The sequence below is a fragment of the Achromobacter sp. PD1 genome (assembly GCF_048541815.1).
Taxonomy (GTDB): Bacteria; Pseudomonadota; Gammaproteobacteria; order Burkholderiales; family Burkholderiaceae_B; genus Achromobacter; species Achromobacter bronchisepticus_A.
In genome coordinates this window covers 2,751,045-2,775,269 of record NZ_CP183349.1, presented here as the reverse complement: position 1 = coordinate 2,775,269, position 24,225 = coordinate 2,751,045, and the positions used below count along the sequence as shown (strand labels likewise).

22 protein-coding genes are annotated in these 24,225 nt (G+C 67.8%); 18 read left to right on the top strand and 4 right to left on the bottom strand.

Annotated features, from left to right (window positions below):
* From ACM1PE_RS13015 to ACM1PE_RS12980, 8 genes are all read left to right on the top strand, one after another.
* Complete coding sequence (locus ACM1PE_RS13015) at positions 1-1,128, top strand: metallophosphoesterase family protein (RefSeq protein WP_419343497.1); 1,128 nt, start codon at positions 1-3, stop codon at positions 1,126-1,128.
* Positions 1,125-3,749 carry an AAA family ATPase gene (locus ACM1PE_RS13010; RefSeq protein WP_419343496.1) on the top strand — a complete coding sequence of 875 codons (2,625 nt, stop codon included), beginning with the start codon at positions 1,125-1,127 and terminating at the stop codon, positions 3,747-3,749. The genes ACM1PE_RS13015 and ACM1PE_RS13010 overlap by 4 nt, the downstream gene beginning before the upstream one ends.
* A gap of 375 nt (positions 3,750-4,124) precedes the next feature.
* Complete coding sequence (locus ACM1PE_RS13005; RefSeq protein ID WP_419343495.1) at positions 4,125-5,006, top strand: DMT family transporter; 882 nt, start codon at positions 4,125-4,127, stop codon at positions 5,004-5,006.
* 159 nt (positions 5,007-5,165) lie between these two features.
* On the top strand, positions 5,166-6,347 hold the full coding sequence (locus ACM1PE_RS13000; RefSeq protein ID WP_059380059.1) for an acyl-CoA dehydrogenase family protein: 1,182 nt from the start codon (positions 5,166-5,168) through the stop codon (positions 6,345-6,347).
* Positions 6,344-7,027, top strand: coding sequence for a TetR/AcrR family transcriptional regulator (locus tag ACM1PE_RS12995; protein ID WP_059380060.1), 684 nt, complete (start codon positions 6,344-6,346; stop codon positions 7,025-7,027). Before ACM1PE_RS13000 ends, ACM1PE_RS12995 begins: the two co-directional genes overlap by 4 nt.
* Entirely contained in the window at positions 7,020-8,075 is a 1,056-nt protein-coding gene (locus tag ACM1PE_RS12990; protein WP_419343494.1) for a hypothetical protein, read from the top strand. Before ACM1PE_RS12995 ends, ACM1PE_RS12990 begins: the two co-directional genes overlap by 8 nt.
* A gap of 24 nt (positions 8,076-8,099) precedes the next feature.
* Positions 8,100-9,242 (top strand): CaiB/BaiF CoA transferase family protein, encoded by a 1,143-nt coding sequence (locus ACM1PE_RS12985; protein WP_419343493.1) that lies wholly within the window; start codon positions 8,100-8,102, stop codon positions 9,240-9,242.
* A 41-nt stretch (positions 9,243-9,283) separates the two neighbouring features.
* On the top strand, positions 9,284-10,249 hold the full coding sequence (locus ACM1PE_RS12980) for a Bug family tripartite tricarboxylate transporter substrate binding protein (protein WP_419343491.1): 966 nt from the start codon (positions 9,284-9,286) through the stop codon (positions 10,247-10,249).
* 34 nt (positions 10,250-10,283) lie between these two features.
* On the opposite strand, the gene ACM1PE_RS12975 is transcribed toward ACM1PE_RS12980, so the two are convergent.
* Together ACM1PE_RS12975 and ACM1PE_RS12970 are read right to left on the bottom strand one after the other, a co-directional pair.
* On the bottom strand, positions 10,284-11,165 hold the full coding sequence (locus ACM1PE_RS12975; protein ID WP_419343490.1) for a hypothetical protein: 882 nt from the start codon (positions 11,163-11,165) through the stop codon (positions 10,284-10,286).
* Between the two features lie 457 nt (positions 11,166-11,622).
* On the bottom strand, positions 11,623-12,603 hold the full coding sequence (locus ACM1PE_RS12970; RefSeq protein WP_059380100.1) for a Bug family tripartite tricarboxylate transporter substrate binding protein: 981 nt from the start codon (positions 12,601-12,603) through the stop codon (positions 11,623-11,625).
* Positions 12,604-13,162: 559 nt separating this feature from the next.
* On the opposite strand from ACM1PE_RS12970, the gene ACM1PE_RS12965 reads away from it, so the two are divergent.
* The 10 genes from ACM1PE_RS12965 to ACM1PE_RS12920 all read left to right on the top strand — a co-directional run bounded on the left by ACM1PE_RS12965 (position 13,163) and on the right by ACM1PE_RS12920 (position 22,254).
* The gene (locus tag ACM1PE_RS12965; RefSeq protein ID WP_059380065.1) at positions 13,163-16,078 is read left to right on the top strand and encodes a monovalent cation/H+ antiporter subunit A; all 2,916 of its coding nucleotides are present in this window, start codon (positions 13,163-13,165) and stop codon (positions 16,076-16,078) included.
* On the top strand, positions 16,078-16,422 hold the full coding sequence (locus tag ACM1PE_RS12960; RefSeq protein WP_175205528.1) for a Na+/H+ antiporter subunit C: 345 nt from the start codon (positions 16,078-16,080) through the stop codon (positions 16,420-16,422). Before ACM1PE_RS12965 ends, ACM1PE_RS12960 begins: the two co-directional genes overlap by 1 nt.
* Positions 16,419-18,050 carry a monovalent cation/H+ antiporter subunit D gene (locus ACM1PE_RS12955; RefSeq protein WP_419343489.1) on the top strand — a complete coding sequence of 544 codons (1,632 nt, stop codon included), beginning with the start codon at positions 16,419-16,421 and terminating at the stop codon, positions 18,048-18,050. Before ACM1PE_RS12960 ends, ACM1PE_RS12955 begins: the two co-directional genes overlap by 4 nt.
* Complete coding sequence (locus ACM1PE_RS12950) at positions 18,050-18,532, top strand: Na+/H+ antiporter subunit E (RefSeq protein ID WP_059380067.1); 483 nt, start codon at positions 18,050-18,052, stop codon at positions 18,530-18,532. Before ACM1PE_RS12955 ends, ACM1PE_RS12950 begins: the two co-directional genes overlap by 1 nt.
* Positions 18,529-18,810, top strand: coding sequence for a K+/H+ antiporter subunit F (locus tag ACM1PE_RS12945; protein WP_013394078.1), 282 nt, complete (start codon positions 18,529-18,531; stop codon positions 18,808-18,810). Before ACM1PE_RS12950 ends, ACM1PE_RS12945 begins: the two co-directional genes overlap by 4 nt.
* Positions 18,807-19,148 carry a monovalent cation/H(+) antiporter subunit G gene (gene mnhG, locus ACM1PE_RS12940; RefSeq protein WP_419343488.1) on the top strand — a complete coding sequence of 114 codons (342 nt, stop codon included), beginning with the start codon at positions 18,807-18,809 and terminating at the stop codon, positions 19,146-19,148. The genes ACM1PE_RS12945 and mnhG overlap by 4 nt, the downstream gene beginning before the upstream one ends.
* Positions 19,149-19,278: 130 nt before the next feature.
* Positions 19,279-19,758 (top strand): hypothetical protein, encoded by a 480-nt coding sequence (locus ACM1PE_RS12935; protein ID WP_118932060.1) that lies wholly within the window; start codon positions 19,279-19,281, stop codon positions 19,756-19,758.
* A 111-nt stretch (positions 19,759-19,869) separates the two neighbouring features.
* Positions 19,870-20,718, top strand: a complete 849-nt coding sequence (locus ACM1PE_RS12930) for an HAD family hydrolase (RefSeq protein WP_059380070.1) — start codon at positions 19,870-19,872, stop codon at positions 20,716-20,718.
* 10 nt (positions 20,719-20,728) lie between these two features.
* On the top strand, positions 20,729-21,220 hold the full coding sequence (gene tadA / locus ACM1PE_RS12925) for a tRNA adenosine(34) deaminase TadA (RefSeq protein ID WP_059380071.1): 492 nt from the start codon (positions 20,729-20,731) through the stop codon (positions 21,218-21,220).
* Entirely contained in the window at positions 21,217-22,254 is a 1,038-nt protein-coding gene (locus tag ACM1PE_RS12920) for an LD-carboxypeptidase (protein ID WP_419343486.1), read from the top strand. Before tadA ends, ACM1PE_RS12920 begins: the two co-directional genes overlap by 4 nt.
* A gap of 36 nt (positions 22,255-22,290) precedes the next feature.
* Here the strand turns inward: ACM1PE_RS12920 and ACM1PE_RS12915 are convergent, their stop codons facing one another.
* Together ACM1PE_RS12915 and ACM1PE_RS12910 are read right to left on the bottom strand one after the other, a co-directional pair.
* Entirely contained in the window at positions 22,291-23,859 is a 1,569-nt protein-coding gene (locus ACM1PE_RS12915; protein WP_059380073.1) for a M48 family metalloprotease, read from the bottom strand.
* A 7-nt stretch (positions 23,860-23,866) separates the two neighbouring features.
* Positions 23,867-24,223, bottom strand: a complete 357-nt coding sequence (locus ACM1PE_RS12910) for a hypothetical protein (RefSeq protein WP_059380074.1) — start codon at positions 24,221-24,223, stop codon at positions 23,867-23,869.
* Positions 24,224-24,225: the final 2 nt, after the last annotated feature.

The window sequence follows — 24,225 nt, the reverse complement described above, 5'->3', positions numbered from 1 at the left end:
ATGACCCATTTCCTGCACACCGCCGACTGGCAGATCGGCCGACAATACGGCCAGTTTGAAACCGACGACGCCGCCATGCTGGCCGAGGCGCGCTTCGACGTCGTGGCCCGCATCGCCGCGCTGGCGGCCGAACGCGGCGTGGACGCCGTGCTGGTGGCGGGCGACGTGTTCGACACGCAGGGCGTGTCGGACCGCACGATACGCCGGCTGTTCGCGGCCATGGCCGCTTACGCCGGGCCTTGGGTCATGATCGCCGGCAACCATGACGCCGCGCTGGCCGACAGCGTCTGGAGCCGGGCGATGCAGCTGGGCTGCATTCCATCCAACGTGCATGTGCCGCTGCGCACTGGCGTGGTCGATCTGGCGGCGATCAATCTCGCCGTGCTGGCCGCGCCCCTGACGCAACGCCATACCTACGACGACGTGACCCAGGCCTTCGACGCGCTGGAAACCGAAGCCGGCCGCATCCGCGTGGGCCTGGCGCACGGCAGCGTGGCGGGCCGCCTGCCGGACACCATAGACGCCACCAATCCCATCGCCCCGGACCGTGCGGCGTGCGCGCGCCTGGACTACCTGGCGCTGGGCGACTGGCACGGCTGCCTGTCCATTGACGAGCGTACCTGGTATGCCGGCACGCCGGAGCAGGACCGCTTTCGCGGCAACGAGCCCGGGTACGCGCTGCATGTGCGCATCGAGGCGCCGGGCGCCACGCCCGCCGTCGAGCGGCTGGCCACGGGCAAGTACCGCTGGTCGGCCTGGACGGAAACGCTGAGCCTGCCCTCGGACGCGCAGGCGCTGGCGGCGCGCATGGCAGCGCTGCGTGCGGAAGATGTCCTGCGGCTGGAAGTGCAGGGGCACGTCAACATGGAAACCTGGGAGGCGCTGCAACGCGCCGTGGACCAGGCCGCAGCGCAAGTGCGCGCGCTGTTGCCGGACCTGTCCGGCCTCATGCTGGAACCGGACGAAGCCGACCTGGCTGAACTGCGCGCCAGCGGCTACGTGGGTGAAGTCGCGGCGCAATTGCAGGCGCTGCAGGCCGATCCGGACCAATCCGCGGTCGCTGGCGAGGCATTGCGGCTGCTGCTGCGGTTCCAACGCGAAAGCGCCGCGCCGGGAGCCGCCAAATGAAGCTGTCGCGCATCGCCCTGGAAGAATTCCGCAAGTTCCGCCAGCCCATGGCGCTGGAGGGTCTGCAGGATGGCCTGAACCTGTTCGTGGGCCCGAACGAAGCCGGCAAGAGCACCGTGGCCGCGGCCATCCGTTCCGCCTTTCTCGAACGCTACAGCACCAGCAAGGTCGCCGACCTGGCGCCGCACGGCGAGTCCGGCGCGCGGCCCAGCGTGGAACTGGAATTCACGCATGCCGGGCACAGCTACGTCCTGAAGAAGCAATTCCTGTCGCGCGCCCGCTGCGAACTGCTGATCGATGGCGGCGCGCAGCGCCTGGACGGCGAAGAAGCCGAAAACGCGCTGGCCGCCTTGCTGGGCTTTGAATTGCCGGGACGCGGCCAGAGCAAGCCGGACCTGGCGGGCATACCCGGCCTGTTGTGGATCCAGCAGGGCGACGGCCAGAACCTGCAGGAAGCGGCCGGCCATGCGGGCGCGCATCTGCGCGAAGCTCTGACGCAACTGTCCGGCGAACTGGCTTCGGGCGATGGCGACCGCCTCTACGAGCGCGTGGCCGCTGAGCGCGGCGCGCTGCTGGACGCGCGCAATGGCCGCCCCAAGGGCGCCTACAAGGAAGCGGAGGACGCGCTGGCGCGCGCCGCGGCCGAACGCGACGAATGCGCGCAGGCCATGGCGCAACTGAACGCCGACGTGGACCGCCTGGCCGAATTGCGTCGCGACCACGAGCGCGCCCAGGCCGGCGAACCCTGGAAGGACTTCGAGGCCAAGGCGGCCGAAGCGCGCGCGCGCCTGGCCGCGCTGGCCAAGGAGCGCGAAGCCTTCGACGGTCTGCGCCGCGAACAGGCGCAGGCCGCGCAGACGCTGGCGCTGTTGCAGGACCAGGTCCGGCGCGACCAGCAGGACGAGGCCGAACTGCAAGCCCTGGTCCACGAGGCCCGCGCCGCGCGCGCCCGGGTCGAGGCCGCGCGCGAACCGCTGGCGCGAGCCCAACAGCAGCGCCAGGCGCATGCCGCCGCGATGGACGCAGCGCGCCAGCGCGTCACCGCGGTGCAGGCCGTGGCCGACCGGCGCGACCTGGAGCATCAACTGGTCCAGCTGGGCGCGGAGATCGAACGCCTGGACGGCGCATTGAATGAAGTCACCGCATTGATCGAGCAGGGTTCCGCGCTCAAGGCCGAGACCATGCGTCTCGAAATCGCCGACGCCGACATGGAAGCCTTGCGCAAGCGCGAACGCGAACTGGCCAATCTGCAATTGCAGCAGCAGGCCAGCGCCACGCGCCTGTCCTATCAGCTGGAAGCGGGCGGCCGGGCGCTGTTGGACGGCCGGATGCTGAGCGGCGCCGACGAGGTCTTGCTGACGGCAGCCGCCGAACTGGAACTGCCGGGCGTCGGGCGCTTGCGCATCGAACCGGGCGGCAAGGACCTGCCCGCGCTCAAGCGCGAAATCGACGCGGCCCGGGCGGCCAGCGCGGCCTTGCTGCAACGCCTGGACGTCGAAAGCCTGGCGCAGGCCGAGCAACGCCATGCCCGCTACGGCGCCTTGCTGCGCGAACTGGAAGGCATGCGCAAGACGCTGGGCATCCATGCGCCCAAGGGCGTGGACGTGTTGCGGGGCCAGCGTGATGACGCGCTGGCGCGCCGCGCGCAATTGCAGGAACGACTGGACAAGCTGCCGGCTGCGCCCGCAGCGGACGGCGGCGATTTGCCCGCGGCGCTGCAGTCCCTGCGTGAAGCCGAGACGGTTGCGGCGCAGGCCGAAACCGCGCTGGCCGCCGCGCAGCGCGCCATGGATACCGACGGCGCGCGCGCCCAATTGCTGGAAAACCAGGCGGCGGCGCGCAATGCCGAGCTTCAATCACCGGAGCGCGCAGCGCAACGGCAGGCCCGCGCGGGCCGGCTTGCCGAAGCGCGCAGCAGCCACGACGAGCTGGAGCGCCGCGTGCGCGACGCGCAGGCGGCATTGGCTGGCCACCGCCCCGAACTGGTCGAACAGGATGTGCAGCGCTACGAGAAGTCCGCCGCCATCGAGCGCGAGGCGCAGCACAAGCGCCACGGCGAAATCCTGCAGTTGCAAGGCAAACTGGACCAGGCGGGCGCCCAGGGGCTGGGCGAACGCCTGTCCGAGGCCGAGGCCGCCTGCGAACGCCTGGAACGGCGGCGCGCCGACTTCGCTCGCCGCGCCGCTGCGCTGGAACTCCTGCAAAAGCTGCTGGCGGACAAGCGCGCCGCGGCCACGCAACGCCTGCAGGCGCCGCTGGCGCGCCGGTTGAACCACTACCTGGCGCTGCTGTTCCCCGAAGCCGACCTGCGGCTGGACGATGCCTTGTTGCCCATGGCGTTACGCCGCGCCGGTGGCGAGGACCAGCTGTCCGCGCTCAGCTTCGGCACGCGTGAACAGCTGGGCATCCTGGCCCGCTTCGCCTATGCCGACCTGCTGCGCGAAGCAGGGCGGCCGACGCTGCTGCTGCTCGACGACGCGCTGGTCCACACGGACGACATGCGGCGCGACTTCATGAAGCGCGCGCTATTCGACGCGGCCACGCGGCATCAGATCCTGATGTTCACCTGCCATGGCGAAGCATGGCGCGACATGGGCGTGGAGCAGCGGCGCATCGCTTGACCGCGCCGCGCGCAGCCGGTAGGCTACGCCCCATGCCTGACCACACGTCCTTCGCCGATTTCGCATCCGCTGCCTGCGCAGCGGATACGCGTGCGCGTGTGCTGTCCCGGCGCTCCGCAGTTTCCCCCGGTTTTTCTCCTGTCGTGTCCACGGTGGTATCGCCGCCGGTCGCGCCGCCTTGCGGCGTGGTCTCGGGCGCTTACCCGCCTTGCGCGGTCGTCGTCGGCTGACGCCGTCCGCAACGCGACTCCAGTCCTCTTTTCAATAAAGCTGCGCCAGACGTCCTGATGCGTATTGCATCCGTCTAGCGCATGCCTATGCCCGCTCGCGCGGGCGGGGCTGGAGCCTGTTCATACCCCGACAGGTAGAAACCTCATGTCTTTCGATAGATCCGCGTGGACCTCCTATGGCTCCACTTCCTTGTTCGTGCTGCTGTGGAGCGGCGGCGCGATTTTCGCCAAATGGGGGCTGTCCCATGCCTCCGCCTTCGGCTTCCTGCTGTTGCGTTTCATCCTGGCGTTGGCCGTGCTGCTGCTGTTGTGCGCGTGGCGGCGGCGTTGGCTGCCAGCGCCGGGCACGCGCCTGACGGTGGCGGCCACGGGCCTGCTGCTCATCGGCGGCTATTCCATCTGCTATCTGCTGGCGCTGGACCACGGCATCACGCCCGGCGTGCTGGCCACGCTGCTGGGCGCGCAGCCCATCCTGACGCTGGCCGTGATGGAAAGGCGCTATTCATTGCCGCGCCTGGCGGGCCTCGGCCTAGCCTTGTGCGGGCTGGTGATGGTGGTCTACCAGAGCATAGGCATGGCGCGCTTCTCCGCGGCCGGCATGGTCTACGCGCTGGCCGCGCTGCTCTGCATGACCAGCGGCGCCATGCTGCAGAAGCGCGTGCGCCAGACGCCCATGGACGTCATGCCGCTGCAGTACCTGGTCAGCCTGGCGCTGTGCCTGCTGTTCGTGCCGTTCCAGCCCATCCGGGTGGAGTGGGTGACAGGCTTCATCCTGCCGCTGATCTGGATGGGCCTGGTGATTTCGGTGGGCGCGACCCTGCTGTTCTACCGCATGATCCAGGCCGGCAACCTGGTCAACGTCACCAGCTTGTTCTATCTGGTTCCGGCCGGCACGGCGGCGCTGGATTACGTCATCCTGGGCAACCGGTTGTCGGCGTTGAGTCTGGGCGGGATGGCGGCGATCCTGCTTGGGCTGATGCTGGTGTTGCGCAGTCCGGCGCCGGCGGCGAAAGCGGCGCAGACCTGACTGTTGCCTATTGAGGCATGACCCCGCGGGCGGACTTCGGTGCACCCGCGGGACAACTCCTCGTGTTGCGGGTTTTCCCTGGGTATCGGAGAAAAATACCAAGTAGTATGTTCTCATTCAGTCGATTAAATACTCGTTAGTATGTTGCTGGAGACAATGATGTCCGTGATCTGGAATCCCTCGCTCGACCCGCAAGCAAGCGCCTGGCGCGACAAGGCCGCAGACTTGACCGCGCAGGCGTTTGCGCCGGCCGCCGCCGCCATAGACCGGGAACAGCGCTATCCCGTGGAGCATCTGGCGCCGTTGCGGGAAAGCGGAATCTCGGGACTCTTCATCCCGGCCGAATACGGTGGCGCAGGGGCATCGCTGACCTCGCTGGTGGCGGTGGTGGAAGCCGTGGCGCAGGGCTGCGCCTCCACGGCCGCCATCCTGGCGGCGCTGTCGCTGGGCGCGTTTCCGGTCATCCTGGGAGGCTCCGCCGAACAGAAGATGGTGCTGCTGGGCGGCTTGGCGCGGGACGGCCACGCGGTCAACTTTGCCCTGAGCGAGCGCGGCGCGGGTTCGGATGCGGCAGCCCTGTTGACCACTGCCGTGCCTGAAGGCGACGGGTGGCGCATCCGGGGTGAAAAATGCTGGCTGGGCAATGGCGGGCATTCGCGCCATTTCATCGTGTTCGCCCGTACAGGCGAGCCTGGCGCGCGCAACAACATCAGCGCGTTCGTGGTCGACCGCGATGCCAGCGGCGTGGTGGTGGACCACTACGAAGACAAGATGGGCATACGCGGCACCACCACCACCAACCTGAAACTGGACACCTGGGTCGGCGCGGAGAGCGTGGTCGGAACGCTGGGAGAAGGGCTGAAGCTCGCCTTGGCGACCCTGAGCATCGGCCGCGTGGTGGTGGCTGCCCAGGCCAATGGCATCGCCCTGTGCAGCTATGCCGAGGCGCGGGACTTCGCGGTGGGGCGCCAGACTTTCGGGCGCAGCATCATCGACCACCAGGGCGTGGGCTTCAAGTTGGCCGACGCCGCCACCGCGTTGTCGTCGTCGCGGATGATGACCTACGAGGCGGCGCGAGCCTACGACGCCGGGCAGGACATCGGCACGCTGGGCGCGATGGCCAAGCTGCTGGCCAGCGAAACCTCGCACAGCGTGGTGGACGACGCGATGCAGATCCTGGCCGGGCGCGGCTACGTGAAGCCGAGCGCGGTGGAACGCTGCTACCGGGACCAGCGCATCACCGAAATCTACGAAGGCACCTCCGAAATCCAGCGCGTGGTCCTGGCCCGCGCCATCAAGAAAAGCGCAGGCGCCGCGGCGCAGCGCCGGGAGTTCGCATGAAAGCCAAGACTGCCATTCCTTATGACGAGATGCCGCTGCGGCAAGTGGAGTTGCTGGACGCGGCCGCGCATGCCTTCACCGAGATGGGATTCGCGGCGACGACGATCGATTCGGTCGCCGACCTGATCGGCGTCACGAAAGGCAGCGTCTATTACTACTACCGCAGCAAGACCGACCTGTTCTTCGCCGTGCACCGGCGCGCGATGCAGTTGAACCTGGACACGGTGACGCCGCTGGCCGAGGACGCCGCCGCGTCGCCGCCCCAGCGGCTCTGGAACATGGCCCATGCCCACACGCATCTGATGATGGCGCATCTGCCATACCAGCGCGTCACCGTGCAGGGCGTCGAACTGCACCTGGCCGGACGCACCACGGCGGGCCAGCGCGCCGAACTGGAAGAACTGGTGCGGCAGCGCGACCGCTACGAGTCGCTGTTCCGCAGTGTGGTCGAGGCGGGCATGGCGACCGGAGACTTCCGGCGAGGCCCGCCGGCCTTGCAGGTCAAGCCGCTGCTGGGCGCCTTGAACTGGACCACCATGTGGTATCGCCCCAGGGCCGGGGAATCCGACGCGGATCGCGAGGCCATTGCGCGCGACATTGCGGATTTCGCCGTCGCGTCCATGCAATCCCTGCTGCCCGGTTCCGTGGCGGTTCCTACTGGAGTGAATGGCCATGCATGAAATGCAATCCGAGGAACGCGGCTGGCGCGCGGTTTCCGAGTGGTATCACGCGTTCTTCACCGGCATCGTCCTGTCGGCCGTGACGCGCCGCGGCACGGCGCGCGCGGCTGAACTGGTCTACGAGATCTTCTGCCGCCAGCGCAACGAGCGCTTCCTGCCAGGCCTGAAGAAGCTGGGCATCGCACATCTGCCGCCCGCGGTCGCGGCGGCTCAGTACCACTATCTGTCCAACCATATCGGCGGCGTGGCGGTGCAGTACATGCACGAGTCCGACCGCAAGGCCTGGATACGCTATTCCGCGCCGCGCTGGATCTGGTCGGGCACCGCGCTGTGCGCGATACCGTCGGAGGTGTCGCGCGCCATGCTGGCGGGCTGGCATGCGCAGAACGGCGTGTCGCTCAACAATCCGCGGCTGGGTTTCGTGTGTACCAAGCAGGCGGTCGACGGCCAGTCGGGACTGGAGGGCTACTACTACGAATACGACCGCGACCTGCAGCCGCACGAACGCCTGCGCTTTAGCCGCAATGAGGACGCGCCCGATTTCGACGCCGCGGCCGCGCCGACGCTGCCCACCGTGGATTGGCCCGCGACGCGCCTGGCCAAGGCCGGCCGCAACTACGCCATGGAGTACGTGCGCAGCGCCTTGCCCGTGGCGGTGAACCTGTGGGGGCCGGAGGAAGCGACCGGGCTATTGCACCTGACCGGACGAATGATAGGCATGCAGTTCTATCACGAGACGGCGCGGGCGCTGGGCGTGGAGCAGGATGGCTCCGCGCTGCAGTTCGGGCGCTTCATGGCGGCGCTGGCGCAAGCGCAGGGCGACGCGTGCGAGTTGAGCGAAACGCCGGAAGGCGTGCGCGTGACGCAAAAAGGCTGGAACCTGATGGACGCCGTGGCCGATGCGCACCCTTGCGTGGCGCAAGCCTGGAACGGCCTGCTGGAAGGCGCGCTGGATGCGCACAACCACCGGCTTGCGCTGCGCATGAGCACGCAGGCGGGCGCGCAGGGCAGGGAATTCAACTGGCTGATCGCCCGCGCTTCGGCCTGACCTTGGATTCGAAGGAGACAGACTATGCATAGCAGCGATGCCGGCGGCGCGCTCGCCGGCCTGCGCGTCATCGACGCGTCGCGCGTCCTGGCAGGGCCATTCTGCGGCCAGATGCTGGGCGACCACGGCGCCGACGTGATCAAGATCGAGTCGCCGGAAGGCGACGAATGCCGCGGCTTCGGCCCGCCGTTCGTGGATGGCAGTTCGGCCTATTTCCGCGCCGTGAACCGCAACAAGCGCAGCATGGTGCTGGACTTGAACAGCGAGGCCGGACGGGAGACGTTCTGGCAATTGCTGGAAACGGCCGACGTGCTGATCGAAAACTTCAAGGCCAGCACGCTGCGCAGTTGGGGCGTGGCCGAACCATCCGCCATCACCGAGCGCTTTCCGCGGCTGGTGCATTGCCGCATCACGGGTTTCGGCGACGATGGCCCGCTGGGCGAATTGCCAGGCTACGACGCCGCCGTGCAATCCATGGCCGGCCTGCTCAGCATCAACGGCGAGGCGGGCGGCGAACCCCTGAGGCTGGGCGTGCCGGTGGTGGACCTCACTACCGGCATGAACGCCGCGATTGCCGTGCTGTTGGCCCTGCAGGCCCGGCACCGCACGGGGCGCGGGCAGATGGCGGACGTGTGCCTCTACGATTCCGCCGTGTCGGTGGCGCATCCGTTCCTGGCCAATTACCTGGCGTCGGGCAATACGCCGCGGCCCAGCGGCAACGGGCATCCCAACATCGTGCCCTACAACGTCTACCAGACCCGGACCTGCCCCTTGTTCATCGCGGTCGCCAACGATCGCCTCTTCACCAAGCTGTGCGCGCAGCTGGGCATTGCCGGCATGGCGCAGGACGAGCGCTATAAGTCCAACGGGCAAAGAGTCGTCAACCGCGAAGCCGTGGATGCGGCGCTGGCCCAGGCGTTCGCGCAGGTCGATGGCGAGGCGTTCGGCAAGCAGTTGCTGGCGCAGAACGTGCCCGCCGCACCGATCCTGGACATGGCATCGGTGGCCGCGGCCGCCCATACCGAACATCGCGAGATGGTGGTCCGACGCGACGATTATCACGGCCCGGGCATACCGATAAAGCTGTCCGGCACGCCGGCGGCCATACACCGAGGCCCGCCGCGCCTGGGCGAAATGAATGCCACGACACCGCCGTCAGAGCGGTAAGGCAAACCAGGCAGTACCCATAAAACCAGGAGACTACACCCATGAAAACGATTCGATTCGCGCTGTTGACGTGCGCCTTGCTGAGCCTGTCCGCGCAGGGCGCGGCGCAGGCCGAACCCTATCCGGGCGACAAACCCATCAAGATCGTCGCGGCCTTCTCGCCGGGAAGCGCCACCGACACCAGCGCCCGCATCATCGCGGAAGAACTGCGCCGCGATTTGAACGCCAACGTCATCGTCGAGAACAAGCCCGGCGCCCAAGGCCTGATAGGCACCGAATACGCGGTGCGTTCTCCGGGCGATGGCTACACGCTGACGATCTCCAGCAGTTCGTTGAACTCGATCAATCCGGGGCTGTTCAAGAAGCTGCCCTACGATGCGCAGAAGGACTTCAGCCACGTGTCGCGCTTGACCACCATGCCCATGCTGCTGCTGGTTCGCGCGGATGGTCCGTACAAGGACTTGGCCACGTTCGTGAAGAAAGCGGCCTCGGGCTCCTTGAACTACGGCTACGGTTCCCCGGGCGGGCAGGTCGGCGCGGCGGCGTTCAACCGCATTGCCGGCGTGCGCGCGGAAGGCGTGCCGTACAAGAGCCAGCCCCCGGCGCTGACGGACCTGGCGGGCGGGCAGGTCGATTACGTGATGGCGGACCTGTCGGTCGCGACGCCGCTGCTGCGCGGCGGCAAGCTGCGGGCGCTGGCCATCAGCACCGAGCGCCGGCTGGCGGACCTGCCGGATGTGCCGACCTTTGCCGAAACGGGATATCAGGATTTCGACCTGGTGGTGTGGGTGGGCCTGGCCGGTCCCGCCGGCATCCCCCAGCCGATCCTGGAGCGCTTGAACAAGGCGGTGAACGAGGCGCTGGCGCGTCCCGAGGTACAGCAGAAGTTCGCCACCCTGGGCATGACGGCCGCGCCGAACACGCAGGCGCAACAGCAGGCGTTCGTCGAGGCGCAGCTGGGCACCTGGGGCCGCCGCATGCAGGAAGCGAACATCAAGCCGGAATAGGCGGCATTGCGCCCTGGCTGCGCCGGGGCTGCCGCTATGCGTAGACGGCGCTGTCCTGGCCGTCCCAATGCCCGCTGACCAATTGCTCGGGCCGGCTCTGCGCGACGACCCGCGCGCAGGCGGCCCAGGCGTCCAGGCGGACGCTCAGGCCGGCGTAGATGCCGTGGCCCGCGCCGGCTTCGATCACGCCTTCGGCCTGTACGCCTTCGCCTGCCCGGATCGCGCCTTCGGCGCGGATGTCCTCGCCGGCGATCAGGCCCCAGCCGGAAGCAAGGTGCTCGCCGCACTGGATGGAGCCGCCGGCCTGGATGCCGCAGGCGGCGTCGATTTCCTTTTCGGCGCGCACGTCGCCGCCGGCCTTGATGCCCTGGCCGCATTTGATGGAGCCTTGCGTCTGGATGTCCTGTCCGGCATGCAGGTGGCCGGTCACGGCCAGGTCCTGGCCGGCGCAGATGTCCCATTTGGCGCGCACGTTGCCGCCGCAATCCAGGCGCGTCGCGGTTTCGATGCCCCAGTCGGCGCTGACGTCGCCGCCCGCGCGCAGATTGCCGCCGCAGGCGATGTTGGCGCTGGCGGTGATGTTTTCGCCCGCCTGGATGGTTTCGCCGGCGCGGATGCCGCCGCCGGTGACGATGCTGCGGCCGGCGCGCACCACGCTGTCCACGTTGATGCCCATGCGCACTTCCAGCGTGCCGGCGAAGACGATGGCATTGGCATCGACCGAATCCAGCCGCAGCACCGCGTCGGTGGGGCCGAACTGGTCCAGCAGCCAGCAGGCGTCGCTGACGCGGCCGTCAGCGACCAAGGCGTCAAGCACGGCCTGGTAGTCTCCCTGGCCGTTGTGGTCGCGGATGAACCATTTGTAGCCGCCCGCGCAGGGGTTCTTGGCTTTGACGAAGTTCTTGGTGAGTTGCATGGCGCTTGGAATAGGTCGGTGCGTGGCCTGGCCGCAAGCCTCCGTTGGCGTTGCGGATAGAGGGACGAGACGCGGAGCCCGGCCACGCGGCAGGGCGTCCGCCGGCCGGCAGCAAGGCTGCCGGATGCGCGGATGTGCGCAGGCAGCCGGCGGCGGGCCGGTGCAGGAATCAGAAAGGGGGAAAGCGGGCGATTAGCCGGGCTTGGAGCGGGCGTAGGCGGAGCGCGCGGCGACTTCCTGCGAGCTCAACAGGGTCGAGCGCAGGGCGCAAAGCGCGCAGGCGGCGCAGGGAGGGGGAGAAAGATGGGATCGCACGGTCGCACATGCTACCACCGGGACGATTGCAGTCAAGCGCGGCCCTTGGAACGATGGCGGTGGAAGAAGCGAAAAAAAACCGGCCTGGGAAACAGGCCGGCCTCGGGGCGCCGGACTGGGCCGGCGCGTTGTCCGCTAACGATCAGTTGGTCGACTGGATGTTGCGTTCCTTGGCGATGCGCTGGCGCAGTTCCAGCTCGCGCTTGATCTGGGCGGCGTATTCGGCGGGCGTGTTGCCGTCCACCAGCGAGCCGCCGTCGGCCAGGCGCTGCACGATCTTCGGATCCTTGAGCGCCTTGACGGTGGCGTCATGGATGCGGTCGATCACGGCCTGCGGCGTGCCGGCGGGCGCGACCAGGCCGTACCAGGCCATGTTATCCATTTCCGGCAGGCCGCCTTCGGAGAAGGTCGGCACGTCCGGAAGCGCCGGCAGGCGCTTGGGCGCGGCCACGGCCAGGGCGCGCAGCTTGCCGGCCTGGATGTGGGGCATGGACGAGGGCAGGTTGTCGAACTGGGCGTTGACCTGGCCGGCGATCACGTCGTTGAGGGCCGGGCCCGAACCGCGGTAAGGCACATGCACCATATCCGTCTTGGTCAGCGACTTGAAGAGTTCGCCGTCCAGGTGGCCGATGCCGCCCGCGCCCGAGGATGCGTAAGCGTACTTGCCGGGATTGGCCTTGAGCAGGGCGATGAATTCGGCCAGGGTCTTGGCCGGCACCGCCGGGTTCACCGTCAGCACGTTGGGGACGTTCACCATATTGGTGATGGGGACGAAGTCCTTCAACGGGTTGTACGGGTTCTTGGGGTTGGTGGCCGGGTTGGTGGCCATGGTGCTGACGGTGGCCACGCCCAGGGTGTAGCCGTCAGGCGTGGAGCGCGCCACGGCGTCGGCGCCGATCGAGCCGCCGCCGCCGCCGCGGTTTTCGACCACCACGGCCTGGCCGAGCTCACGGGTCAGGCCTTCGGCGACGATGCGCGCCACGATGTCGGTAGTGCCGCCCGCGGCGAAAGGTACGATCAGGCGGATGGGCTTGTTGGGGTAGGGGTCGGCTGCTTGCGCGGCGGTGGTGAGGCAGAGGCCGGCGATGGCGGCGGCCAGGACGGCCTTGGCTTGGGACAGCATGGTCAAGAGTCTTCTCCAGATTATTTGAATTTCCGACCCGGCCGGCTTCTTGGGCCGGCGTCGGTGAAGCCTGCCGCGCCGGGATGCTGGCTTGGCGGAGCCTCGTGGGCGCCATTCCACACAGTAAATTTCCGCCGGTCAACCCGGATAGACCCTGGCTTGTCCAGGGTTATTTTTTTATGGCGCCGTTGCCCGAAGAAGACGGGAATAGACCAAAAAATCCAATGCTGACAAAGATATGAACAGCTTCGGGAATATTTCAATTGCGCAAGGATTGCGCATCGATCTTGCCGTCATCCGCATCGTAAACACATAAATCTCTGCATAACTTACAAGAATCTGATATTTTTCGTATGAGATTCTTGGCCGGTCTTGCAAGAAAGCTATTGCGTTTGTTTCTGTCTGCGCCGTTCAATGGCGTTGGTTGATGTCCCCCGCGGGGCAACGTGTAGTGCAGCGACGCACCGGGCCAGGGTTCCGTCCGTTTTTCAATCCCCGGTCTGTTCGTCTTTCGCTGCCTTGCGCTGGCGGGAGGGGGCCCGGACACTCTCGGAACGCCATGTCGCTGATCCTGATCCTCGCTCTGCCGTTCGCCGGCAGCCTGTGCGCCGCGCTTCTGCCATCCAACGCCCGCAATGCCGAGGCGTGGCTGGCGGGCCTCATCGCACTGGTCTGTGTGGTGCTGGTCATCAGCCTCTATCCGGACGTCGCCAACGGCGGCGTGGTCCGCTTCGACATGCCCTGGGCGCCCGCGCTGGGCCTGCAGTTCACCCTGCGCATGGACGGCTACGCCTGGCTGTTCGCGCTGATCGTCTCCGGCATGGGCGCGCTGGTGGTGCTGTATGCGCGCTATTACATGTCGCCGGAAGATCCGGTGCCGCGCTTTTTCTCCTTCTTCCAGGCCTTCATGGCCGCCATGCTGGGCGTGGTGCTGTCGGGCAACCTGATCCAGCTGGTCATGTTCTGGGAAATGACCAGCCTGGCGTCCTTCATGCTGATCGCCTACTGGCATCACCGCCTGGACGCGCGCCGCGGCGCGCGCATGGCGTTGACGGTCACGGGCGGGGGCGGGCTGTGCCTCCTGGCCGGGGTGCTCATCCTGGGCCATATCGTCGGCAGCTATGACCTGGACCGGGTGCTGGCCGCGGGCGACCTGGTGCGGGCCGATCCCTGGTATCCGGCCGTCCTGATCCTGGTGGCGCTGGGCGCGCTGACCAAGAGCGCCCAGTTTCCCTTCCATTTCTGGCTGCCCAATGCCATGGCGGCGCCCACGCCGGTATCCGCGTACCTGCACTCGGCCACCATGGTGAAGGCCGGGGTGTTCCTGCTGGCGCGTTTCTGGCCGGTGCTGTCGGGCACCGACGAATGGTTCTGGATCATCGGCGGGGCGGGGCTGATCACGCTGGTGCTGGGCGCCTATGCCGCCATCTTCCAGCAGGACATGAAAGGGGTGCTGGCGTACTCCACCATCAGCCATCTGGGGCTGATCACGCTGCTGCTGGGCCTGAACAGCACGCTGGCCCTGGTGGCCGCCATCTTCCACATGATCAACCACGCCACCTTCAAGGCCTCGCTGTTCATGGCGGCGGGCATTGTGGATCACGAGACCGGCACGCGCGACCTGAGCCGTTTGTCCGGCCTCTACAAGGCCATGCCGATCACCGCCACGCTGGCCATGGTGGCGGCCGCCTCGATGGCGGGGGTGCCGCTGCTCAATGGCTTCCTGTCCAAGGAAATGTTCTTCGCCGAGACCACCTTCGTCAGCGGCGACCGCATCACCGAGATCGGCCTGCCGCTGGTGGCCACCATCGCGGGTGCGTTCAGCGTGGCCTATTCGCTGCGCTTCATCCTGCAAGTGTTCTTCGGCCCGCCGGCCACCGACCTGCCGCGCGCCCCGCACGAGCCGCCGCGCTGGATGCTGTTCCCCAGCGCGCTGCTGGTGGCGATCTGCCTGCTGGTGGGCGTGGTGCCAGGCCTGACGGTCGGCCCGTTCCTGGCGACCGCGGCCCAGAGCATCCTGGGGCAGGACATGCCCGAGTACAGCCTGGCCGTCTGGCACGGCCTGAACCTGCCCCTGGTCATGAGCCTGGTTGCGACCACGGCCGGCATCCTGCTCTATCTGGCCCTGCGCGCCCACCAGCGCGCCAATCCGGGCCGGGTGCCGTTCATCTACCGCCTGGACGGCCGCCGCAGCTTCGAGGCGCTGCTGGACGGCTCCAGCGTGGCCGCTGCCTGGCTGCTGCGCTGGCTGGCGTCGTCGCGCCTGCAGGTGCAGATGCTGCTGATCGTGCTGGGCACGCTGTTCGTGGCCTGGCTGCCGCTGCGCGCGGGCGGCTGGCTGGATGGCGCCGGCCGCATGACGCCGATCGATCCGGCCTTCGCGCTGCTGTGGCTGGTGGGCGCGGGCTGCGCGCTGGCCGCCGCCTTCCAGGCCAAGTATCACCGCCTGGCGTCGCTGGCGCTGGCCGGCGGCGCGGGGCTGATCACCTGCCTGACCTTCGTCTGGTTCTCGGCGCCCGACCTGGCGCTGACCCAGTTGTCGGTCGAAGTCGTGACCCTGGTGCTGTTGCTGCTGGGCCTGCGCTGGCTGCCGCGGCGCATCGCGCAGGATGAAGACGAAAGCCTGAAGGTCACGCTGCGGGCCCGCGGACGCCGCCTGCGCGACCTGCTGCTGGCGGGCGCCGCCGGCACCGGCATGGCCGCGCTGGCCTACGCGGTGCTGGTGCGGCCGCAGGGCGACACCATTTCTTCGTACTTCGTCGACCGCGCGCTGCCGGACGGCGGCGGCACCAATGTGGTCAACGTGATCCTGGTGGACTTCCGCGGCTTCGATACCTTTGGCGAAATCACGGTGCTCGGCATCGTGGCGCTGACCGTCTACGCGCTGCTGCGCCGCTTCCGTCCGGCCGCCGAAAGCGCGGACCTGCCGCGCCAGCAGCTCGACCAGGATGGCGGCGTGCCCGACGCGCCGGACATCAAGTCGCTGGTGCCCGCCGGTTCCATGATGGTGCCCACCGTGCTGGTGCGCCTCTTGCTGCCCACCGCCGCGCTGATTTCCGTGTACTTCCTGCTGCGCGGCCACAACGAGCCGGGCGGCGGCTTCGTCGGCGGATTGATCTTCGCCACCGCGGTCATCCTGCAATACATGGTCGGCGGCGTGTACTGGGTGGAGTCGCGCAGCCGGCTCAACCCGCAGCATTGGATCGGCCTGGGCCTATTGTTCGCCGGCGCCGCGGCGGTGACCGCGTGGCTGGCCTACAAGCCCTTCCTGGCGGCGCTGTCCTGGGATCTGGCGTTGCCGCTGATCGGCCACGTGCACCTGTCCAGCGTGCTGCTGTTCGACCTGGGCGTCTACATGCTGGTCGTGGGATCCACCGTGCTGGTGCTGGTGGCGCTGGCTCACCAATCGCTGCGCGCGCAACGCAAGGCCGCCGCCGAAATCCAGGCGGCCGCCGCACAAACAGGGGAAGCCTGATGGAATTGATATACGCCATCGCTATCGGTATCTTGGCTGGCTCGGGCGTCTGGCTGCTGCTGCGGCCGCGGACCTTCCAGTTCATCATGGGCCTGTCGCTGGTTTCCTATGCGGTGAACCTGTTCATCTTCGGCATGGGCCGGCTGACCTCGGGCCGTCCGCCCGTGGTCGATCCGGCGGTGGCCCATGATCCTTCCTGGTATGCGGATCCGCTGCCGCAGGCGCTGGTGCTGACGGCCATCGTGATCGGCTTCGCCACCACCGCGCTGTTCCTGGTTGTGCTGCTGGCCTCGCGTGGCCTCACGGGTACCGACCACGTTGATGGACGGGAGTCCCAATCTTGAATTTTTGGCTGCAACACCTGCCCGTATTGCCCATCATCACGCCGCTCGCGGCGGGCGCGGCGATGCTTCTGCTGGCGGATACCCGCCGCTATACCCGCGGCGCCATTGCGCTGGTTTCGACCCTGGGCCAACTGGCCGCCGCCATCGCGCTGCTGGTGGTGGCGGGCGGCGGCGTCCCCGGCGTCTGGCCCGATGGGGTCGGGGTCTATCTGGTGGGCGACTGGCCCGCGCCTTTCGGCATCGTGCTGGTGGTCGACCGCCTGGCCGCGGTGATGCTGACCCTGACCGCGGTGCTGGGACTGGCTACCTTGGTCTATGCGCTGGCGCGCTGGGACCGCGCCGGTGTGCATTTCCATTCGTTGTTCCAGTTCCTGCTGATGGGCCTGAACGGCGCGTTCCTGACGGGCGACCTGTTCAACCTCTTCGTATTCTTCGAGGTGCTGCTGGCCGCGTCCTATGGCCTGTTGCTGCACGGCTCGGGCGTGGCGCGCGTCAGCGCCGGCCTGCAGTACATCGCGGTCAACCTGGTGGCCTCGTTCCTGCTGCTGATCAGCATCGCGCTGATCTACGGCGTGACCGGCACGCTGAACATGGCGGACCTGGCGGTGCGCGCCGGCAACCTGGCGGGCGCGGACCGCATGCTGTTCGAGGCGGGCGCAGCCATCCTGGGCGTGGCCTTCCTGGTCAAGGCGGGCGCCTGGCCGCTGAACTTCTGGCTGGTCAAGGGCTACGGCTCGGCCGGCGCGCCGATCGCGGCCATGTTCTCCATCATGACCAAGGTCGGCATCTACGCACTGCTGCGCATCGGCTCCTTGCTGCTGCCCACCGGCGCGCCGGCGGCCTTCAGCCTGGACTGGATGTTCGCGGCGGGGCTGGCCACGCTGCTGTTCGGCGCCCTGGGACTCCTGGCGACCCAGCAGCTGGAAAAGATGGTCGGTTACTGCGTGATCGTATCGGCTGGCACGCTGCTGACCGCGCTGGGCATGCCGGGCGTGACGCTGACGGGACCGGCGCTGTTCTACCTGCTCAGCTCCGTGCTGACCACGGGCGCGTTCTTCCTCTTGGCCGAACTCATCGAGCGCACCCGCAGCTTCGGCGCCAACGTGCTGGCGGTGACCCTGGACGCGTTCGACCTGGACGATCCGGCCTCGCTCAACCGTTCCGACGACGTGGTGGGCGTGGCCATTCCCGCGGCCATGGCCTTCCTGGGCCTGGCCTTCATTTCCTGCGCCTTGCTGGTGACCGGCCTGCCGCCGCTGTCGGGCTTCGTCGCCAAGCTGTCGCTGCTGTCAGCGGCGGTGTCGGCCGCCAACGAGTCGGCCGTGCCCATGGACGCATGGATATTGGTGGCCGCGGTGCTGCTGTCGGGGCTGGCCGGCCTCATCGGCCTGGGCCGCACCGGCATCCGGGTGTTCTGGGCCAGCGATGACCGCAGCACGCCGCGCCTGCGCTTGATCGAAGCCGGGCCCGTGGCGGTGCTGTTGCTGCTGTGCGTGGGCCTGGCGGCCGGCGCCGGCCCCGTGTCGGCCTATCTGGACGATGCGGCGCGGTCGCTGGACCAGCCCAAGTCCTACATCGACGCCGTCATGTCCGCGCAGACCGTGCGCGGCCTCAAGGGAGGAAGCTGATGCGCCGTCTCTACTTCCTGTTCCTGCCCGTCTACCTGTTCGTCCTGTGGCTGGTGCTCAACCAGAGCGCGTCCGCGGGCCAGATCGCGCTGGGCATCGCGCTGGCGCTCTGGTTCACCTGGGCCGCCTCCCGCCTGCGGCCGCTGAAGGCCAAGCCGCGCCGCCTGTGGAAGGCGGTCCCGCTGTTCCTGCACGTGACCGCGGACATCATCAAATCCAATATCGCCGTGGCGCGGCTGATCCTGAATCCGCGCCGCAATGACTTTTCGCCCGGGTTCATCATGATCCCGCTGACCATGCGCGACCCGCACGGCCTGGCGATGCTGGCCTGCATCGTCACGTACACGCCGGGCACCGTCTGGGTGGACCTGACCGACGACCATTGCCTGAAGCTGCACGTGCTGGACCTGCAGAACGAAGGCGACTGGATCAAGCTGGTCCAGGAACGCTACGAGCGCCCGCTGAAGGAGATTTTCGAATGAACAACATACTTTATTGGGCGGCGTCCTTCGCCTTGCTCTGCTTTGCGCTGGGCATGGTCTTCGCCGCCATCCGGCTGCTGCGCGGTCCCACCGCGCAGGACCGCGTGCTGGCCCTGGACACGCTGTACATCAACGGCATGCTGACCATGCTGGTGTTCGGCATCCGCTCCGGCACCTCCGTGTATTTCGACATTGCGCTGCTGATCGCCTTGTTCGGCTTCGTGGGCTCCACCGCCATGGCGCGCTTCCTGCTGCGCGGCGAGGTGATCGAGCCATGATCGACGCCCAGATCCCGCTGTGGGCCACCATACCGGCCAGCGTCCTGCTGGTGTTCGGCGGCCTGCTTGCCCTGACCGGTTCGGCCGGCCTGCTGCGCTTCCGTACCTTTTATGCCCGCATCCATGCGCCTACCTTGGGCAACACCATGGGTTGCGGTTGCGTGCTGGCGGCGTCGATCCTGGTGTTTTCGGCGCTGTCGTCGCGGCCTGTGTTTCATGAAGTCATCATCACGCTGCTGCTGATCGTGTCTTCGCCCGTGACCGCCATGCTGCTCATGCGCGCCGCAACCTACCGCAATCGCCTCAGCAAGGCCGACGCCGAGCGCGACGCTAGCTAAGGCGACAGGCAGGGTATGTTGCGTCGCGTCAATTGAAACGTAGTCTTACGATTTCACGTCGCTGGACATGTAGCGGAAGCGTCATCGTGGGATAGTGGGTAACGGTTCAATCAACTTCAAGGAGCTGACCATGACTACACGACCCATGCATGTCAAACGCCTCGCGGCGACGCTTTGTGCCGCTGGCCTGATGTTGGCCGCGGGAGCGGTCCACGCGGCTGATGCGACCGGCCGCGGCTCAGCTCAGTCCCAGTATCAGCAGGATGTGGCGGCATGCAAGAGCGGCGCCACCGGCCAGGACCAGGCCGCCTGCATGCGCGAAGCCGGCGCGGCGCGCCAGGAAAGCGGCCGCAACAACCTCAAGGACGGCAGCAACGACCAGCTGCAGCAGAACATGCTGGACCGCTGCAACCGCCTGCCAGCCGCATCGCGCCAGGACTGCGTGACGCAGATGACCTCGCCCACCAATGTGCGCGGCAGCGTGCAGGGCGGGGGCGTGCTGCGTGAAACCGTGATCCAGGTGCCGGCCGACACCGTGCCGCCCGCGGCCGGCGCGCCGGGCATGGCGCCGGCGCCCGGGGCGCCCATGACCTCGCCGGTACGCCAGTAAGCGACAGCCGGAACAAGGGCCGCCAGGGCGGCCCCGCTCGGACCTCCAGGGGCGCAGCCGCCGCCACATTCAGGCAAAATGGCGGCTGTCGCCCCTTTTTCACGCATATACATGTCCGACGTCATCGCCCTGATTTTCGACTTCGACGACACGCTGGCCTCGGACAGCACGTCCGGCTTCCTGGAAAGCATGGGCGTGGACACGGCATCCTTCTGGAAGGATGAGGTCGATCCGCTGCTCTCGCAGCAGGACTGGGACCCCGTGCCCGCCTACCTGTACCAGATGATCCAGCTGTCGCAATCGGGCAAGCACGGCCTCATCACGCAGCAGCGCCTGAAGGACTGGGGCGCCCGGCTGGAACTGCACGACGGCGTGCCCACGCTGTTCCAGCGGCTGCGCGCCGCGGTGCGGGCCGAACAGCCGCAAGTGCAGCTGGAGTTCTACCTGATTTCCAGCGGTATCGGCGACGTGGTCCGGTCCACTCCCATCGCGCACGAGTTCACCGAGATCTGGGCGTCCGAATTCATTTACGGCGCGGATGGCGGCATCGCGTTTCCGCGCCGCATCGTCAGCTTTACCGACAAGACCCGCTACCTGTTCCACATCCAGAAAGGCATCATCGGCCGCGATTTCCGCAACAAGCCCTTCGAGGTCAACCGCAAGGTGCCCGAGGACCGCTTGCGGGTGCCGTTCGACCAGATGGTGTTCGTCGGCGACGGCTACACCGACATCCCGTGCTTTTCGCTGATCCGCCGCGCCGGCGGCTTCGCCTTCGGCGTGTGGGACCCCAAGCATCGCGACAAGCGCAGTCGGGCCTGGGGCTTCATCGAAGAGGGCCGGGTGTCCAACCTGAACCAGGCCCGCTACGACGAGCACGCCGAACTCTACCAGTGGCTGGAAGAGGCCGTGACCAGCCTGGCCGGCCGCATCGCACTGAAGTCCCGGGTGTACCGTGGTTGAGGCTATCCCGATGGCGGCGGTCCAACCCTGGACCGCGCAGGACGCCAGCTTCATGGAACTCGCGCTGCAAGAGGCCCAGGCCGCCTATGACATCGGCGAGGTGCCGGTGGGCGCGCTGGTGGTGTCGGCACAGGGCGACATCCTGGGACGCGGCTACAACCGCACCATCATCGACCACGATCCCACCGCCCACGCCGAGATCGTCGCCTTGCGCGGCGCCGCGCGCGCGCTGGAAAACTACCGTCTGCCGGGCATCACCGTGTACGTCACGCTGGAGCCTTGCGTCATGTGCATCGGCGCGATGCTGCATGCGCGGCTCGCGCGCGTCGTGTTCGGCGCCTACGACCCCAAGACCGGCGCCTGCGGCAGCGTGCTGGACGTGGGCTCGGTCCCCAAACTCAATCATCACACCTCAGTCACCGGCGGCGTGCTGGCGGAACCTTGCGGCGATCTGCTGCGCCGGTTCTTCCGCGAACGCCGCAGCAAGGAATCCGCAGCATGAGCAAATCCCAAGGCGCCAAGGCGCGCGGCGCGAAAGCGGCCGCCGCGCACGACCATGACCATAACCACGATCATGGTCATGCAGGCCACGAATGTGATGAAGACTGTGGCCATGACCACAGCCACGCCCACGCGCTGCCCGACGCCCGCGGCATCTACCTGATCTCGCCGTCTTCCGCGGTGCGCGATCCGGCCGCCGTCGAGCTGGCGCGCGAAAGGCTGCAGCAGCAGGGCTTCAAGACCGCCGTGGACCGTACCGCCTACGCGCAGCACCAGCGCTTTGCCGGCACCGATGCGCAGCGCCTGGCCAGCCTGACGCGCGCCGCCAAGCAGAAGCTGCCCATCGTCATGGTGACGCGCGGCGGCTACGGCATGGGCCGGCTGCTGCCTGCCATCGACTGGAAGGCCATGGCCGACAGCGGCAAGCGTTTCGTCGGCATGAGCGACTTCACCGCCTTCAACCTGGGCCTGCTGGCGCAGACCGGCGCGGTCAGCTATACCGGCGCCTCGGCGGTCTACGACTTCGGCGGCAAGAAGGTCGACGACCTGACCGAAGCCCTGTTCGGCGAGATCATGCGCGGCGAGCTGGAAATCCTCAGCTTCGAAACCCAGGACGCCGATGCGGTGGATTGCCGCGGCATCCTGTGGGGCGGCAACCTGGCCATGCTGACGTCCTTGCTGGGCACGCCCTACATGCCCAAGGTGCGCGGCGGCATCCTGTTCCTGGAAGACGTGGCCGAGCATCCTTACCGCATCGAACGCATGCTGATCCAGCTGGCGCAGGCCGGCATCCTGGGCAAGCAAAAAGCCATCGTGCTGGGCCGCTTCACGGACTACAAACTGGCGCCGCACGACAACGGCTACGACCTGCACGAAGTGGTGGCTTGGCTGCGCAAGACGGTCAAGGTGCCGGTGGTGACGGGGCTGCCATATGGCCATGTCGCCACCAAGGCGACGCTGCCCATCGGGCAGAAGGTGGGCCTGGCCACCGAAAAGGGCATGGCGCACCTGGTGCTGGACGAACACACGCATTAAAAAAGAAAAGGGGCGCCGAGCGCCCCTTTCTCATTGCTACTTGAACAGCCTGTCGACCAGCGATTGCGCTTTCTGCTCGCTGCGCCGTTTGGCCTCGGCCTGCTCGGCGGGCGACTGGGCCGCCTTGCTGCATTCCCCGGCATAGCTTGCGAAGCGCGACGCGCATTCCTGCGCCAGCTTGCGCGCCTGATCCCAGCCCTGGGTCTGGCCGTAGAAACGGATGGCTTCAGGCCATGCCAGCGCCGAACCGCGGAAGTACTCGAAGCCCTGGCCCATGATCCTGGCGGCCGGCCCGGATTGACCCGCGCCCAGCAGATTGTTGGCGCGCAACACATACACCTGCCAGGCGCGGTCCTGTTCCGACGCCAGATTGCGGTCCAGCAGGGCGGACCCGCGCGCGCCGGATTCCGCCTGCGCCATGCTCAAGGTCAGCAAGGGCAGGGCGTGCGTGGCGCTGGGGCCAGATGCGGCCTGGGCCGCGAGCTTGCGGGCGCGCGGGTAGTCCTGGGCCTGCAAGGCCTGCTGCGCCTCGGCCGCGGTCTGGTAGTTCTTCAGCAGCGCGGCCGTGCGGCGTTGCGCGCGGGCCTTGTTCCAGGGCGCCGCTGCCGCCGGGGGCCGAGGCTTGCCCGCCATCAAGGGCATGACCTGTTCGGTCAACGCAGCCAGGCGCGCGCCGGTGTCGGGATGGCTGACGGTCAGCTTCTTCCAGATGTCGTCCAGGCCGGTGCGCAAACCTTCGCTGGCCCCGGCCACTCCAGAATTCAGCGAGGCCTGCATCTCGGTCAGGGGGGCGATGTTGTTGCCCTTGGCCGCCTCTTGCTTGCGGGTGTTGTCGGCCGCCGCCTGTTTGATCTGCTCGAGCATGCGCTGGCGCGCTTCGGCCTGGACCTTGGCGTTCTCGGCTTCCCAGGTGGCCTGGCGTTCCAGGAACGCCTTGAAGCCTTGGGTATATGAGTAGCCCAGTTCCAGGCTGACGGTGGCGCCGAAGCGGTCGGCGTTTTCCTCCTGCTGCCGGCCCCAGGCCGGCACCAGCATGTTCTTGCCCAGCGTATACGAAGCGATCACGCTGTCCACGGGGCTCCAGCCAGTGGCGCTGCCGGCCTTGCGAGCCAGCGCCACGCCCACGGCCGCCAGCGTCGCGACCTGGTCGCCCGCGGCATTGACCGATTCCATCTGGTGGTAGTCGAGGTAGATGTGGCCGAATTCATGGGACAGGATGGCGACGATCTCGTCCTCGGATTCCGCCGAGGCCAGCCAGCCCATGGACAGGTAGATGTTGCCCGCGCCGGTGCTGTAGGCTTCCAGCGCCGATGACGAGGTCACGTGGACCGCGCCCGGCCAGCCGGGCACGCCCGCGGCGTTCTTGATCCGGCCAAGCAGGCCGTTCAGGTAGGTTTCCATCTCCGGCATGGCGACCAGGCCCATGCCCTGGGCGCGCTGGTTGCGCGCGTCCAGGCTGGCGTCGGGCCATTGGCGGTCGGCGGGGGGCGGGGGCAATTGGCCGGCCGTGACCGAAAAACCCTTGCCTCCGGGAAGCGTGGAGCAGGCGCTCAGCAGCAGCGCGCCAGAGACGGCGGCCATGCGCAGGATGTGGGAGGATCGCATGGGCGGCTCAGCGGCAGACGTTCTCGCCCGCACCCGCGGTCGAGCCGGTGGGCGGCGGCACGCCCTTGATCACCGGCCCGCATTGCGCGGCGGAACCGCGCGCGATGCGCACGTGCATGCTGTCCACCCAGTAGTCCTTGCCGTCGATCTTGACGTGGTAGAACTCATTGGCTTCTTCGAGCACGGGCCAGGGCATGCCCTGGCCGTCGGACTTGGCCGCGGGCGCGCCGCCGTCCGACTTGGCGTACAGCGGCACGGGCTTGAGGTTCAGGCCGACGATGGCGTCGGCCGCCGCGGCGCTTGCGCCAGTCAGCGCCAGGGCGGCCGCGGCCAGCGCGGTGATCAGGGAGGAGGGCTTGGGCATGC

Coding starts and splice junctions, on each gene's coding strand:
- ACM1PE_RS12935 (WP_118932060.1), top strand. CDS start 19,279: ATGACTACACGACCCATGCATGTCAAACGCCTCGCGGCGACGCTTTGT.
- ACM1PE_RS12945 (WP_013394078.1), top strand. CDS start 18,529: ATGAACAACATACTTTATTGGGCGGCGTCCTTCGCCTTGCTCTGCTTT.
- ACM1PE_RS12920 (WP_419343486.1), top strand. CDS start 21,217: ATGAGCAAATCCCAAGGCGCCAAGGCGCGCGGCGCGAAAGCGGCCGCC.
- ACM1PE_RS12915 (WP_059380073.1), bottom strand. CDS start 23,859: ATGCGATCCTCCCACATCCTGCGCATGGCCGCCGTCTCTGGCGCGCTG.
- ACM1PE_RS12950 (WP_059380067.1), top strand. CDS start 18,050: ATGCGCCGTCTCTACTTCCTGTTCCTGCCCGTCTACCTGTTCGTCCTG.
- ACM1PE_RS12995 (WP_059380060.1), top strand. CDS start 6,344: ATGAAAGCCAAGACTGCCATTCCTTATGACGAGATGCCGCTGCGGCAA.
- ACM1PE_RS12965 (WP_059380065.1), top strand. CDS start 13,163: ATGTCGCTGATCCTGATCCTCGCTCTGCCGTTCGCCGGCAGCCTGTGC.
- ACM1PE_RS13010 (WP_419343496.1), top strand. CDS start 1,125: ATGAAGCTGTCGCGCATCGCCCTGGAAGAATTCCGCAAGTTCCGCCAG.
- ACM1PE_RS12975 (WP_419343490.1), bottom strand. CDS start 11,165: ATGCAACTCACCAAGAACTTCGTCAAAGCCAAGAACCCCTGCGCGGGC.
- ACM1PE_RS12990 (WP_419343494.1), top strand. CDS start 7,020: ATGCATGAAATGCAATCCGAGGAACGCGGCTGGCGCGCGGTTTCCGAG.
- mnhG (WP_419343488.1), top strand. CDS start 18,807: ATGATCGACGCCCAGATCCCGCTGTGGGCCACCATACCGGCCAGCGTC.
- ACM1PE_RS13000 (WP_059380059.1), top strand. CDS start 5,166: ATGTCCGTGATCTGGAATCCCTCGCTCGACCCGCAAGCAAGCGCCTGG.
- ACM1PE_RS13015 (WP_419343497.1), top strand. CDS start 1: ATGACCCATTTCCTGCACACCGCCGACTGGCAGATCGGCCGACAATAC.
- tadA (WP_059380071.1), top strand. CDS start 20,729: ATGGCGGCGGTCCAACCCTGGACCGCGCAGGACGCCAGCTTCATGGAA.
- ACM1PE_RS12960 (WP_175205528.1), top strand. CDS start 16,078: ATGGAATTGATATACGCCATCGCTATCGGTATCTTGGCTGGCTCGGGC.
- ACM1PE_RS12930 (WP_059380070.1), top strand. CDS start 19,870: ATGTCCGACGTCATCGCCCTGATTTTCGACTTCGACGACACGCTGGCC.
- ACM1PE_RS13005 (WP_419343495.1), top strand. CDS start 4,125: ATGTCTTTCGATAGATCCGCGTGGACCTCCTATGGCTCCACTTCCTTG.
- ACM1PE_RS12985 (WP_419343493.1), top strand. CDS start 8,100: ATGCATAGCAGCGATGCCGGCGGCGCGCTCGCCGGCCTGCGCGTCATC.
- ACM1PE_RS12980 (WP_419343491.1), top strand. CDS start 9,284: ATGAAAACGATTCGATTCGCGCTGTTGACGTGCGCCTTGCTGAGCCTG.
- ACM1PE_RS12970 (WP_059380100.1), bottom strand. CDS start 12,603: ATGCTGTCCCAAGCCAAGGCCGTCCTGGCCGCCGCCATCGCCGGCCTC.
- ACM1PE_RS12910 (WP_059380074.1), bottom strand. CDS start 24,223: ATGCCCAAGCCCTCCTCCCTGATCACCGCGCTGGCCGCGGCCGCCCTG.